We start from the raw sequence: 13,964 nt of genomic DNA, 5'->3' as shown, positions 1-13,964 counted from the left end.
TGACCCGGAGGACAACCGTAGTATTCGTCCACCGTCGAGACCTTGCATCAAGCACGAACCCCCGCAATCCCACGTTCGTTGTACGTCTTACGCTTCGCCCGCAGTCGATTCAGACCGCTAGACCAATTCAATGAGGCTACTTCTATGAAGCTACGTTCTCTTTGCACCACGATGGTGCAATCTTTCTGCCTAACGGCGATGGGATTTTCCCTGTTGCCGGGCGCTCAAGCGCAGACTTCCACGACCGCAAGGTCAACCGTCACAGCCCCAGTCTCGGAAACCAACATGGTCACGCTGGCTGGCAATGTTCGCCCTGAAGCAAATGCGCGGAATGATCGAGGCGCCGTGGATGGCTCGATGCAACTGGAGCACATGCTGCTGTTGCTCAGGAGGCCTTCGGAGCGGGAGGCAGCGCTCACTGACCTGATCGAGCGGCAGTATGAGCCGGGAAGTCCTGACTTTCACCATTGGCTGACAGCCGAGCAACTGGGATCGGACTATGGCCCGAACGCCAAGGATATTGCGGCCGTCACGGGATGGCTTGAGAAGAATGGATTCGCGATCAACAGCGTGTCCAAGAGCGGACTGGTGGTGGATTTCTCCGGGAACGCGAGCCAGGTGAAGGCTGCATTCCGAACTGAGATTCATAACTTGAGCGTGAAGGGTACGCCGCATATTGCGAATATGTCGAACCCGCAGATTCCTGCGGCGCTGCAGGATGCAGTCGTCGGAGTGGCCTCATTGAATGACTTCCGTCCGAAGCCAGCGAACAGGGGCATTAGCTCGGCGCGCATTAATGGGGCTTCAAGAGCAATTACGCCTAAGTCAAAGCCGGAGTTTACGGTAAACGCCGATTACCAGCTGGTGGTGCCGGATGACCTGCACACCATCTACGACTTCGACCCGGTCTACAAAAGCGGCGTGACGGGGAAGGGCGAGACAGTGGTGGTGATCGAAGATACTAACGTGTACTCAACCAAGGATTGGGATGTGTTTCGCAGTACGTTCGGTCTGTCGAAGTATACAAAGGGCAGCTTCACGCAGATTCATCCGGGAGGATGCAAGAACCCGGGCGTGAATGGCGCTGACGGCGAGGCGATTCTGGATGCGGAGTATGCGAGCGCGGCGGCTCCGAATGCGGCGATCGTCCTGGCGTCCTGCAAAGACACCGAGACGACCTTCGGCGGACTGCTTGCGATGCAATCGCTGGTGAACGAGAATCTACCGCCACCGATCATGAGCATCAGCTATGGAGAGTGCGAGGCAGAGAATGGAGCCGCGCAGAACGCTATGTACAACCAGACCTACCAGCAGGCCGCATCGGAGGGCGTGTCGGTGTTTGTGTCGTCGGGCGATGAAGGTGCTGCGAGCTGCGATGCCGATGAGGCCGTCGCTGTTTATGGCATCGCGGTCAGTGGATTTGCTTCCACACCTTACAACGTGGCCGTTGGCGGAACTGATTTTGGCGACGCGTACGCAGGAACCGTCACGGATTACTGGAAGTCAAAGAACAACTCGATCTATGGCTCGGCGAAGTCATATATTCCAGAGATTCCCTGGAATGATTCCTGCGCCAGCACGCTCATTACGAACCTAGTTGGGTATAACGTGCCATACGGCGCAAACGGTTTTTGTAATTCGCCGGAGGGTGAAGAATATTTTCTGTCTACGGCGAGCGGGAGCGGTGGTCCGAGCAACTGCGCGTATGGATACAGCCTGATTTACACCCCGGACTATAACCCGCCGAGCGGACTGCCAGCGAAGAGCGGGACATGCAAAGGTTACTCGAAGCCAAACTACCAGCGTGGGATGTATGGAAATCCGACCGATGGAGTGCGGGATATTCCTGATGTCTCGTTGTTTGCGGCGAACGGGGTGTTTGGACATTACTACGTTTTCTGCTACAGCGATCCTACGCCGGGCTACTATGGCGCACCTTGCACGGGAGATCCGGCCAACTGGTCAGGCGCAGGTGGTACGTCGTTCGCGTCTCCGATTCTGGCAGGTATCCAGGCGCTGGTGAACCAATCGACAGGTACGCCTCAGGGTAATCCGAACTATGTGTACTATGCGCTGGCGAATAAAGAGTATGGAGGGACCGGCAACAACTCGTGTAACTCGACGCTGGGTAACGGTGTCGATAGCTCGTGCACGTTCTACGACATTACGCAGGGAGATATTGACGTGAACTGCCTCGGTCCATACAGCTGCTATACGCCTTCTGGCACGAACGGAGTCTTGTCCGTTACGAGCAAAGCTTATGAGAAAGCGTACAACAGCAATCGAGGTTGGGACTTTGCGACTGGTATTGGCACGGTGAATGTAAACAATCTGGTGAAGAACTGGAATAAAGCTTTCCAGTAACAAGCGGTGCTTGTTAACGAAAGGCCACTCTAACGAGTGGCCTTTTTTTAAAACCAGCAATGCTGACTATTTTTCTTCTGTGTAGAGGGACTCTTCGAGGGCGTCGGTGGGACTTTCGAAGTCTAATTTGTAACCGTCGGGGTCCGTGAGGATGACGACCCACATGGCGTTGCCGACGAACGGGCGTTGGGGGTGAAGGCCTCGGGCGATCGCCTGGTGGTAGATGGCGAGAGCGTCGTTGCACTGGAAGCAGATGGAGACGCCTTCGCCTCGTTTGGTTGAAGGAGCTTTGCCTGGCTCATACTCTTGGAGCATGTGGGCTGCGCTGTCCCGTTCGAGCCAGCACCAGCGCAGCTTTCCGTTGTGGATCCATTCTTTGGTCCTGGTGTAACCGAGGCCGTCGACGTAGAAGCGGAGGGATGCCTCCATGTTCGAGACCCAGAAGAACGGGACGGCCTGCTTGATGTTGAGAGTGCTCTTTTCGGCTTCGGTCTCGAGAGTTGGCATGAGATTTTCCTTTCGGCCGCTGATGATCAGTCGGCGAGCGGTTGCCAGAGCTCGATGCGGTTGCCTTCGGGATCGGTGATCCAGGCGAAGTGGCCGTAGTCGGCGCTATGGCGTTCGGGGTCAATGGGGATGTTCTCCGCTGCGAGCTGTGCGAGGAGTTCTTCGAGGTTGTCGACGCGGTAGTTGATCATGGCTTGCTGCGGGCCTTTTTCATTGCCTGGGCCGAAGTTCTTGGTGTTTTCGGGGAAGAGCGACCAGGTGGTCATGCCGGTCGTGGGGGGGACCTCGTCGGACCAGAGGAAGGTGGCGCCGCCGTAGTCGGAGAGGGTGATGCCGAGGTGTTTGACGTACCAGGCTGAGAGGGATTTGGGGTCGCGTGCGCGAAGAAAGACGCCGCCAATGCCGGTGACTCGGGCCATGAAGCCTCCTTGAATTTGAAGTCGAGTATATACACAAGAGATTGATTGCAGGGAGTCTCGGGAGCGGCCGGGTTTGCGCGTTGACCTTTGGAGTTTGCGGCGCGTATGCTCGTCGGCAGTTGATGGGCCCCGAGGATCTGCGCGACGTAACGTGCCGGTACGTGTGGCTAATCAAGAGCTCCTACACCTTCATGGACGTTACCGCGATCCCGGATTGCTTTTTTCCGAGGAGATTGCGATGTCTACAACACAACAGGCCGCTCCACAGGGGCGGACGATCAATCCCGATGCGCTGAATGCGCTGTTGGGTCGTGTCGTTCAGGATATGGGTGCGGCGATGCAGGCACCTCTGATTCTGATCGGCGACAGGCTTGGCCTCTACCGTGCGATGGGGGATGGAGTTCCGGTCACTCCGGCGGAGTTGGCAAAGAAGACAGGGACTGCGGAACGCTACGTGCGCGAGTGGCTGAATGCGAATGCCGCGGGGCACCTGGTGGAGTATGACGCAGAGAAGGGGACGTTTTTTCTGACTCCCGAGCAGGCGATGGTAATGGCGCTCGATGACACGCCGGTACATCTGCCGGGGTTTTATCACATGATGGCTTCGGTGATGAAGGATGAAGAGAAGCTGACGGAGATCTACCGGACCGGTAACGGGATGGGCTGGCATGAACATGAGCGGGGGCTGTTTGAAGGGTGTGAGCGGTTTTTTCGACCGACCTATCTTGCGAACCTCGTCTCTAGTTGGATTCCGGCGCTTGAAGGAGTGGAGGCGAAGCTGAAGGCTGGCGCGCGCGTTGCGGATATCGGGTGCGGACATGGAGCGTCGACGCTGTTGATGGCGAAGTCGTATCCGGCGTCAAAGTTCTCTGGGTTCGACTATCACAGTCCGTCGATTGAAAAGGCACGCGAGAAGGCGAAGGCTGCTGGAGTTGCCGATCGTGTGACATTTCAAGTGGCTCCTGCGAAGGCGTTTCCGGGGAAGAACTACGATCTTGTGGCCTTCTTCGACTGTCTGCACGATATGGGCGATCCGGCGGGAGCGGCGAAGTATGTGAAGACGACTCTGGCACCGGGCGGGACGTGGATGATTGTCGAGCCGTTTGCCAACGACGATACAGCGACAAACCATAATCCCGTGGGGCGGATCTATTATTCTGCTTCGGCGACGATCTGTGTGCCTTGTTCGCTGGCGCAGGAGGTTGGTCTCGGCCTCGGTGCGCAGGCTGGTCCGGCGAAGATTGAGGAGGTGGTGCGAAAGGGAGGGTTCACGCACTTCCGCAAAGCTGCAGAGACGCCGTTTAATATGGTTTTCGAAACGCGGGCTTAGGGGAGGCTTCGGTTGCGCTAGTGCTTTTCGACGATGACCGCGGTGCCGTAAGCGAGGACTTCGGTGACTCCGTTCATGAGCTCGTTGGCGTCGTAGCGGAAGGCGATGACGGCGTTGGCGCCGAGTTGTGCAGCGTGGAGCGTCATCATGGCGAACGAGTCCTGGCGAGTCTTCTCGCAGAGCTCAGTGAAGAGTGTGATGTCGCCGCCGACGATGGTTTGGAGGCCTGCGCCGATGGTCGCGAGGACGTTGCGCGAACGGACCACGATGCCGCGGACGACGCCGATGTTCTGGACGATTCGGAAGCCGGGAAGTTCGAGGGCCGAGGTGACGAAGGCGGGGTTGATGGAAGAAGACGGCGGCGGGTAGGTCGACATGGTGGAGAGAGCTCCTGACTGCTGAGATAAGGTACGAGGCGGGAGTTGGTTTGGTTCCGGTTGATGGAACGTCGCTAGTCGAGGTGGAAGACTTCGTCGATGGGCGACATGAGCTGGTCGGGGTCTTTGACGGCAGTTTCGACGAAGAAGTCCTTCATCTCCGACTGCCAGCGCGCATTGACGGGCTCGTCGCGCATCTTCCTTTGAGCGAGTTGGAAGTCGTCGGTTTCGAGGTAGCCGATGAGCTCTCCGCGAGGCGTGAGGAAGAGGGAGTAGTTGTGCCAGCCGGTGCGTTGCAACGCTTCAATCATGTCAGGCCAGACGGCTGCATGGCGCAGACGATACTCTTCGAGGCGGTCGGGTTTGACTTGAAGCATGAAGCAGACTCGCTGCTTGCCGATCTGTTTGCCGGTCATCTTTTCTCCACTGCGCGCTTAAGGATGGGTTCTCAAATTGTCGATGAGTTTGGTGACGGCTCCGGAGTCGATGGTTTTGGCGGCGAGGGCGATGCCGGTCGGTAGATCGAGGGCAAGGTCGGCGACGACGAGAACGGCAGCAGCGTTGAGCAGGACGATGTCGCGGCGGGGGCCTCGCTCGCCGGAGAAGATGGAGGTGAGGATGGCTGCGTTGGCTTGCGCGTTGCCTCCGCGGAGCGACTCGAGGTCAGAGCGTTGGAAGCCGAGATCTTCGGGGGTGATGGTGGTGATTGTGACGACACCGTCGTGAACTTCCGCGAGTTGGCTGGGGCCGCTGATGGAGATCTCGTCGAGGCCTTTTTCGCCGAAGGTGTTGCCATGGACCACGAAGGCGTGGCGCGTGCCGAGCAGAGCCATGGCTTCGGCGACGATAGGGACCATGTGAGGAGAGTAGACGCCCATCACCTGCGCGGAGGCTCCGGCTGGGTTGGTGAGGGGGCCGAGGATGTTGAAGATGGTGCGGACTCCAAGGGCGCGGCGGACCGGCATGACGGCCTTCATCGCGGGATGAAGGCTTGGGGCGTGAAGGAAGGCGAAGCGGTGAGAGCGTAGATTCGTTGCGGCACCGTCGGGGCTGAGGTCGACGGGGATGCCGAGGGCTTCGAGGACGTCGGCGGAGCCGGTCTGCGAGGTGACGGCGCGATTGCCGTGTTTGGCGACCATGAGGTTGCAGCCGGATGTTGCTCCGGTGGCTGCGGCGACGAGGGCTGCGGCAGTGGAGATGTTGAAGGTGCCGCTCGCGTCACCACCGGTGCCGCAGGTGTCTACTAAATTGAGCCGCTCCGTGTCGGAGAGTGGAATGGAGGTGACGGCGGTGCGCATGGCGTCGACGAAGCCGGAGATCTCGGAGGCAGTTTCGCCGCGGGCAGCGAGTGCTCCGAGGAGAGCGGCGATCTCGATGTCGGTGAGTTGGCCGCCGAGGATCTGATGCATGAGGTCGCGGGCTTGTTCTCGGGTGAGAGAGGTGCGGGCTTCGAGGATCTGTTGAAGATGAGGTTGCGGCGGCATCAAGTTAAAGCGTAGCAGGTAGGAAGAGCAGCGAGTCGGCAGTCAGACGGTTAGCAAGTGAGCGAGTCTGTCGGTGTTCAGCATTCTTGTTGATTCGTTAATCTGCGTGCGCGGTAAACGCACGGTTGTGCGAGTTTGCGATTGCGAGCTGTTGTTGGACTCCGCTACACTTCTCGCGCGGGACGAAGTTTCCGAAGACAACTTATGAAAATTCACGAGTATCAGGCTAAAGAGATTCTGCGGAAGTACAGTGTGCCGGTTCCGGGCGGCGAGATGGCAACAACCCTGGAGCAGGCAGACACTGCTGCGAAGAGCCTGTTTGGCGCGGGAAATAAGGTTGTCGTGGTGAAGGCGCAGATCCATGCTGGTGGGCGCGGAAAAGGCGGCGGCGTGAAGCTTGCGAGAACGCTCGAAGAGGCGAATGCGGCGTCGAAGGCGATCCTGGGGATGCAGTTGGTGACGCATCAGACGGGGCCTGCGGGGCAGAAAGTGCAGCGGCTGCTGATTGAAGAGGGATCGGCGATCGAGCGCGAGCTTTACCTTGGGTTGGTGCTCGACCGGGCTTCGGCGAAGGTCGTGTTTATGGCCTCGCAGTCGGGTGGAATGGAGATTGAAGAGGTCGCGCATGCTACGCCGGAGCTTATCTACAAGGAGTACATCGATCCGGCCGTTGGGTTCGCGCCTTATCAGGCCAGGAAGCTTGCGTTCAAGCTGGGGCTGAAGACGACGCAGATCAACGATGCCGTGAAGTTCATGACTGGCCTCTACAAGGCTTTTGTTGAGACGGATTCGACGCTGATGGAGATCAATCCTTTCATCACGACGAAGGATGACAAGCTGCTGGCGCTCGACTGCAAGATCAACTTCGACGACAACGCGATGTTCCGGCATAAGGATCTGAAAGAGCTTCGCGATCTGGCGGAAGAAGATCCGTTGGAAGTTGAGGCGAGCAAGTTTGCGCTGAACTACATCAAGCTCGATGGCACAATTGCCTGCATGGTGAATGGTGCCGGCTTGGCGATGGCGACGATGGACATCATTCAGTACGCCGGCGGCAGTGCGGCGAACTTCCTTGACGTTGGCGGTGGTGCGAATCAGGAGCAGATTGAAAATGCATTTGGCATCTTGCTGAGCGATCCGAATGTGAAGGCGATCTTCATCAACATCTTTGGCGGAATCTTGCGCGTGGATGTGCTGGCGCAGGGCGTGGTGAACGCCGCGAAGAAGCTGGGCGTGAAGATACCGATTATTCTGCGGCTCGAAGGAACGAACGTGGAAGAGGGCCGGAAGATTCTGGCTGATTCGGGATTGAACTTCCAAGTGGGACAGACGATGAAAGAAGCAGCTGATTTGGCGGTTGCTGCGGCGAAATGATCGCGAAGAGACCGACAACGAGCGGATTTGTAGTTAAGAGTGATAAATCTTGTTCAGTAAAGGGACACGTTGTCCGTAATGGTAGGTCTCATACAGTCAGAGCAATGATTAGTCAGGAGAGAAACATGGTCTGTCCTGAATGCGGCGCAAGTTTTGTACCTGCCCTCGACGAACTTGCTACAACAGGTGAGTGCAGAGGGTCGAGTATGACTGAAAGGTTTGGTGGCTAATGGCAGTTCTCGTTGATAAGAATACGCGGCTGATTGTGCAGGGAATTACCGGACGTGAGGGGACGTTTCACGCGAAGGGCTGCGCGGAGTATGGCACGAAGGTGGTTGGTGGTGTGACGCCGGGTAAGGGTGGGACCACGCATGAAGGCTGGCCGGTGTTCAACACGGTCGAAGAAGCGGTGAAGGAGACGGGCGCGAATGTGTCGGTGATCTTTGTGCCGCCGCCGTTTGCTGCGGATGGGATTCTGGAGGCTTCGGCTGCGGGGGTGCCTCTTGTGATCTGCATCACCGAGGGGATTCCTGTTCTCGACATGGTGAAGACGTGGGAGTTCGTGAAGGGAACGAAGACGCGTCTGATTGGACCTAACTGTCCGGGTGTGATCTCTCCGGGCAAGGCGAAGGTCGGGATCATGCCGGGGCGGATTCATAAGGAAGGCTCGGTGGGGATTGTTTCGAAGTCTGGAACGCTGACGTATGAGGCGGTGTATCAGTTGACGACGCGTGGGATTGGGCAGTCTACGGCGATTGGAATTGGCGGCGATCCGATTATTGGGACGACTCATATCGATGCGCTGAAGCTGCTGAATGAGGATCCGGAGACTGAGGCGATCATCATGATCGGCGAGATCGGCGGCTCGGCGGAAGAGGCTGCGGCGAAGTACATCAAAGAGCATGTGAAGAAGCCGGTGGTCGGGTTTATCGCGGGGCAGACAGCTCCTCCGGGACGACGCATGGGGCATGCGGGCGCGATCATCTCTGGCGGTGAAGGTACGGCTGCGGAGAAGATGAAGGCGATGACAGAAGCGGGAATTACGGTGGTCAAGTCGCCTGCTGAGATTGGCGAGGCGATGGCGAAGGTGCTGGGGAAGGCCTAGACCGTTGTAGACAGAAGGGCGAAATACAGGGATCCTTCGCTCCGCTCAGGATGACGACTGTATTAACGAGAAGAAGAAAGGCCGCAGAGTTGATTCTCTGCGGCCTTTTCTGTTTGGAGTGCGTTATTTGATGATGTTGCCGGTGGTGTCGCGGTACTCGATTGGACCGAGGTTTAGTTCCTTCAGGCTTGGTTCGATCTTTGCGCGATCGCCTACGGCCATGAGGATCAGTTGATCGGGGTGGACATCGGTTTGAGCGGCCTTCGAGACCTCGGCTGGCGTGACGGCCTCGTATCTTGCGGGTAGCTTGGCGAAGTAGTCGAGTGGGAGGCCGTAGACGAACAGTTGACGAAGTCCTCCGATGGAGGCCTTGGTGGTTTCAAAGTCGCCGGGGAGTGAATGGAGGAGAGAGTCCTTTGCGAGCTTGAGTTCGGCCTCGGTGGGGGGATCGGTGCGGATGCGGTTGAGCTCCAGCATGAGTTGCTTGGCGGCGGGAGCGGTGACGTCGGTGCGGACCTGGGCGCCGCTGTAGAAGGGGCCTCCCGTGCGGTACATCATGAAGCCTGAGCTTGCGCCGTAGGTGTAGCCATGCTCTTCGCGCAGGTTCATGTTGATGCGGCTGGCGAAGAGGCCGCCGAGCACATTGTTCATGATCATGACGGCGGGATAGTCTGGCGTGGTGCGGGGGAGACCGAGACCGATGGCGAAGAGAGCGGTCTGCGGCGCGCCGGGTTTGTCTACGATGACGATCTTGAGGCCCGGTGGAGTGGGTGCAGCAGGAACGGCGACTGCTGTGGAGGCTGTGCCCGTCCAGGATTTGAAATACTTTTCGGAGAGGTGTCTGACCTCGGATTCGCTGACGTCTCCCGCGAGGACGAGCGCGGAATCTTTCGGGCCGTAGTGGGCCTGCCAGAAGCTTGCGATGTCGTCGCGTGTGATGGACTTGATGCCGTCGGTGTTTCCGATGGGCCGGATGCCGTAGGGGTGGTCTCCATAGAGGGTGCGGAAGCCCACGCGGAGAACGGAGGCTACGGGCTGGTCGCCTTCCTGCAGAATGGCGACGAGGCGCTGTTTGCGGATGCGCTCGACCTCTTCAGGCGCGAAGGTCGGGTGCTCGATGACATCGGACAGCAGATCGAGGCCAGCTTCGGTGTTGTTGCTGAGTGCATTGAGACTGGCGTTGGCGCTGTCCACGTCGGCGGCGGAGGTGAGCGTGGTGCCGATCTGCTCGGCCTCGTCGGCGAGTTGGGTGGCGGAGCGTTGCGTGGTTCCTTCGGTGAGGAGGCGCGCGGTAAAGCCGGCGAGGCCAGCCTTCGCGGGAGTGTCAGATTCGCTGCCGGCGCGCGCTACCACTGCAGCGCTGAAGACCGGGAGCGAGTGGTCTTCAAGCAGATAGACCTGCAGTCCGTTGGCGAGGGTGAAGGTCTTTGGAACGGGAAGATGGAAGGCCGTGGTTGGGCCGGGCGCGGGTGCGGTCTTACGCCAGTTCTGTTGATCCTCAAACTGCGCCGTGTAGGGAGCGGTGAGCTTGACGTCGGCGTCGGTGTTGTCGGGGCTGCGGGGGACGTCGTCTACGACCTTCTTGCCCGGGACGCAGTTGACGACCACGCTTTGATCTTTGCCGAGGTATTGTGCGGCGGCCTGCTTGACCGAGGCGATGGTGGCTGCCTGGTAGCGAGCGATGTCTTTCGGAAGATAGCCAGGGTCGTCGAGGAACTGGTTGTAGCGATCGAGTGTGTCGGCAACGCCGCCGAAGCCGCCGAGGCGCTGGAGGCCGCTGATCTTCGCGGTCACGTCGACGGTGCGGGCGCGGTCGAGTTCGGCCTGGGTCGGGCCATCTGTCTGAAGGCTGGCTACCTCTTTCCAAAGCGCTGCTTCCAGGGTATCGAGCGAAACGCCAGGTTTGGCAGTGATGTCACAGTTCGCGACCGAACCCAGCTTGAGAGCGTTGAGATTGCAGGTGACGGTTTGTGCGACCTGCTGCTCGTAGACGAGCTTGCGATAGAGTCGGCTGGCTTTGCCACCACCCAGGATGTGAACGAGGATGTCGGTGTCGGCGTCGCCTGGAGTGAAGACCGGAGGGGTAAGCCACGCGACGGTGAGGCGCGGGAGTTGGACGGTGTCCGTGACAGTGGCGCGCTTCTGAGCGGTGATCGGCGGGGTTTTTATAGTCACTGGCTCGACGGCAGGGCCGTGCGGGATGGGGCCGAAGTATTTCGTGAGGAGCGCTTTTAGCTTCGCTGCGTCGAAGTCGCCGGCGATGGCGATGCTGGCGTTGTTGGGCGTGTAGAAATGCTGGTGGAAGTCGCGGATGTCGTTGATGCGCGCGGCTTCGATGTCGGCGTGGGAGCCGATGACGGAGGCGTAGTAGGGGTGATCCTGCGGGAAGAGCATGTGGTAGGCCTGCTCGTCAGCCAGTGCGTACGGAGTGCCTTCGCCCTGGCGGCGCTCATTGCGGACGACGTCACGCTGGTTGGTGAGCTTGGTCCGGTCGAGACCTTCTAGGAGGAAGCCCATGCGGTCGCTTTCGAGCCAGAGGCCCAGCTCGAGCTGATTGCTGGGGAGCGTTTCGAAGTAGTTGGTGCGGTCGAAGTCGGTGGTGCCGTTGATGTCGGTCGCGCCCGCGCCTTCGAGATATTTGAAGTGGGCTTTTTCGCCGACGTGCTCGGAGCCTTCAAACATCATGTGCTCGAAGAGGTGAGCAAACCCGGTGCGTCCTGCGCGCTCATTGAGAGGACCGACGTGGTACCAGAGATCGATTGCGACGAGCGGCAGGCGATGGTCCTCGTGGGTAAGGACGACCAGGCCGTTCGGCAGAGTGTACTTTTCGTACTTGAGTTCGGGTAGCTTCAGCGGCTTGGCGGATGGCAGATTGTCTGCGGCCATCGCCATCGACGCGGTTGCGATGCCGCAAGCGAACGCCGCTGCGGCGATTTTCTTGAGTGCGAACTGAGGTGCTTTCATCTTTTCTCCACGGAGGCCCGGCCAGGTCTTTGAGAGAGTGCCTGCTTACTCGGATAGCAACGGTGAGAGGATGATACCAACCCAACAGGACAGATGGCCTGAAGATAATGCCACCTGCGGAGCCGCTGCTTTGTATACTGCCCCAATGCGTCTCTTTTCAATTCTTCGCGCCATAACGTTTGCGGTTGCCTGTCTGTCTTTGATTGCGGAGTCCGGCAATGCTCAGACCGGTGTTCAGGCGGTTTCGGTTTCTTTTCCTGCTGCGCAGTCGGCGAAGCCGCTGGACGGACGGGTGCTGTTTCTGTTGTCGAATGATCCGTCGGAGGAGCCGCGGATGCAGATTGACGACACGCCGCGGAGCCAGATCGTCTTTGGTGTGACGGTCGATGGGTTGAAGCCGGGACAGAGCGTCGTGGTGGACGATAAGGCCGCGGGATATCCAATCAGAAGTTTGAAGGATGTTCCTGCCGGCGACTATACGGCGCAGGCAGTTCTGGATGTGTACCAGACGTTTCACCGTGCAGATGGCAAGACGATCAAACTATCGCCGGACCGCGGTGAAGGGAAGCATTGGAATCTTGCGCCGGGGAATTTATACAGCAAGCCTGTGAAGGTGCACGTCGGGACGGGTGGTGCGCCGATCGCGCTCTCGCTGGATCAGGTGATTCCGCCAATTGTGCCTGAAGCGGATACAAAATATGTTCGGCATATCCGCATTCAGAGTGCGTTGCTGACGAAGTTCTGGGGGACACCAACGTTTCTAAGCGCAGTGGTGCTGGTGCCGGAGGGGTTCGATGAGCATGCGGAGGCGCACTATCCGCTGATGATCTTTCACGACCACTACGTCACCGGGTTCGATGATTTTCGCACGACTCCACCTGACCCGAATTTGAAGCCAAACTATTCAGAGCGGTTTCATCTTGAGGGATACAACCGGATTCAGCAGGAGGAGGCTTACAAGGAGTACCAGCAATGGATCAGTCCGAAATTTCCACGTGTTCTGGTGATGAAGATTCAACATGCGAATCCCTACTATGACGATTCGTATGCGGTGAACTCCGCGAATCTCGGGCCATACGGTGATGCGATCGAGACCGAGCTGATTCCTGCGGTAGAGAAGCAGTTTCGTGGGATTGGACAGAGCTGGGCGCGGTTCATGTATGGCGGGTCGACGGGTGGTTGGGAGTCGCTCGCGGTGCAGATCTTCTATCCCGACCACTACAACGGAGCGTTTGTCGCCTGCCCGGACCCGGTGGACTTTCATGCGTACATGACTCGGGATCTTTATAAAGACGAAAACATGTTTTACCTTCAGGGCGCGAATAAGCGGGTGGAGCAGCCGGCGATGCGCGATTATCTGGGACACACACTGATCTCGATGAGGGACAACATCGCGTACGAGGCCGCGCTGGGCGACCACGGGCGGTCGGGCGAGCAGTTCGATATCTGGCAGGCTGTGTATTCTCCTCAGGGCAAAGATGGATATCCGGAGCCGATCTTCGACAAGGAGACTGGAGCGATCGATCACAAAGTCGCCGAATATTGGAAGGAGCACTACGACCTGAACGCGAAGCTACAGCGAGACTGGGAGACGTTGGGGCCGAAGCTCCAAGGGAAGATTCATCTGTATGTTGGCAGCGATGACACGTATTTTTTGAACGACGCGGTCTACCTGATGGAGGATTTTCTGAAGACCACGGGGACACCGGGGCATGGCGTGCCGTACGACGGCGAGGTGTTGTATGGGCCGAGGGCGGAGCATTGCTGGAATGGAGATCCGACGCTGCCGAATGCTTTTTCGCGCCTCCACTACAACACGATGTACCTGCCGAAGATCATGGATCGAATCGCCAAGACTGCGCCTGCGGGAGCGGATGTGACCAGCTGGCGATACTAGGATTTTTTCGTGCCGCGGTTGCAGGCTTACCTCAATGTGGGTAAAGAAAATGATCTTTTCTTCGCCCTGATCAACTCTTATCTCGAAAAAATCGTAAGGTTGCGAATAAGTTGTCACGAAATTCCTCTGGCGAGCATCAAATC

General features: G+C 58.4%; 11 protein-coding genes. 5 read left to right on the top strand and 6 right to left on the bottom strand.

Translation table 11 applies throughout. The annotated features are described in order from the left end of the window. Positions 1 to 144: 144 nt before the first annotated feature. Positions 145 to 2,364, top strand: a complete 2,220-nt coding sequence (locus RBB76_RS04685) for a S53 family peptidase (protein ID WP_429628564.1) — start codon at positions 145 to 147, stop codon at positions 2,362 to 2,364. Between the two features lie 66 nt (positions 2,365 to 2,430). Here the strand turns inward: RBB76_RS04685 and RBB76_RS04680 are convergent, their stop codons facing one another. Together RBB76_RS04680 and RBB76_RS04675 are read right to left on the bottom strand one after the other, a co-directional pair. After that, positions 2,431 to 2,871 carry a VOC family protein gene (locus RBB76_RS04680; RefSeq protein ID WP_429628565.1) on the bottom strand — a complete coding sequence of 147 codons (441 nt, stop codon included), beginning with the start codon at positions 2,869 to 2,871 and terminating at the stop codon, positions 2,431 to 2,433. 26 nt (positions 2,872 to 2,897) lie between these two features. Continuing rightward, a complete protein-coding gene (locus RBB76_RS04675) occupies positions 2,898 to 3,290 on the bottom strand; it encodes a VOC family protein (protein ID WP_429628566.1) in 393 nt (130 codons plus the stop codon). 238 nt (positions 3,291 to 3,528) lie between these two features. Between RBB76_RS04675 and RBB76_RS04670 the strand changes: the two genes are divergently transcribed. Further along, on the top strand, positions 3,529 to 4,620 hold the full coding sequence (locus RBB76_RS04670) for a class I SAM-dependent methyltransferase (protein WP_429628567.1): 1,092 nt from the start codon (positions 3,529 to 3,531) through the stop codon (positions 4,618 to 4,620). Between the two features lie 17 nt (positions 4,621 to 4,637). Here the strand turns inward: RBB76_RS04670 and RBB76_RS04665 are convergent, their stop codons facing one another. From RBB76_RS04665 to trpD, 3 genes are all read right to left on the bottom strand, one after another. After that, positions 4,638 to 4,997 carry a YbjQ family protein gene (locus RBB76_RS04665; RefSeq protein WP_429628568.1) on the bottom strand — a complete coding sequence of 120 codons (360 nt, stop codon included), beginning with the start codon at positions 4,995 to 4,997 and terminating at the stop codon, positions 4,638 to 4,640. A 74-nt stretch (positions 4,998 to 5,071) separates the two neighbouring features. Beyond that, entirely contained in the window at positions 5,072 to 5,413 is a 342-nt protein-coding gene (locus tag RBB76_RS04660) for an L-rhamnose mutarotase (protein ID WP_429628569.1), read from the bottom strand. A gap of 18 nt (positions 5,414 to 5,431) precedes the next feature. After that, positions 5,432 to 6,481 carry an anthranilate phosphoribosyltransferase gene (gene trpD, locus RBB76_RS04655; protein ID WP_429628570.1) on the bottom strand — a complete coding sequence of 350 codons (1,050 nt, stop codon included), beginning with the start codon at positions 6,479 to 6,481 and terminating at the stop codon, positions 5,432 to 5,434. 204 nt (positions 6,482 to 6,685) lie between these two features. Here trpD and sucC point away from each other — a divergent pair, with 204 nt between their 5' ends. Together sucC and sucD are read left to right on the top strand one after the other, a co-directional pair. Next, complete coding sequence (gene sucC / locus RBB76_RS04650) at positions 6,686 to 7,855, top strand: ADP-forming succinate--CoA ligase subunit beta (protein ID WP_429628571.1); 1,170 nt, start codon at positions 6,686 to 6,688, stop codon at positions 7,853 to 7,855. 229 nt (positions 7,856 to 8,084) lie between these two features. Continuing rightward, positions 8,085 to 8,960 carry a succinate--CoA ligase subunit alpha gene (gene sucD, locus RBB76_RS04645; RefSeq protein WP_353063600.1) on the top strand — a complete coding sequence of 292 codons (876 nt, stop codon included), beginning with the start codon at positions 8,085 to 8,087 and terminating at the stop codon, positions 8,958 to 8,960. 123 nt (positions 8,961 to 9,083) lie between these two features. Here the strand turns inward: sucD and RBB76_RS04640 are convergent, their stop codons facing one another. After that, a complete protein-coding gene (locus RBB76_RS04640) occupies positions 9,084 to 11,924 on the bottom strand; it encodes a M16 family metallopeptidase (RefSeq protein WP_429628572.1) in 2,841 nt (946 codons plus the stop codon). A gap of 145 nt (positions 11,925 to 12,069) precedes the next feature. Here RBB76_RS04640 and RBB76_RS04635 point away from each other — a divergent pair, with 145 nt between their 5' ends. Next, a complete protein-coding gene (locus RBB76_RS04635) occupies positions 12,070 to 13,821 on the top strand; it encodes a hypothetical protein (RefSeq protein ID WP_429628573.1) in 1,752 nt (583 codons plus the stop codon). Positions 13,822 to 13,964: the final 143 nt, after the last annotated feature.

The organism is Tunturiibacter psychrotolerans, assembly GCF_051013365.1.
Taxonomy (GTDB): domain Bacteria; phylum Acidobacteriota; class Terriglobia; order Terriglobales; family Acidobacteriaceae; genus Edaphobacter; species Edaphobacter psychrotolerans_A.
This window is presented reverse-complemented; position numbering and strand designations above follow the sequence as displayed.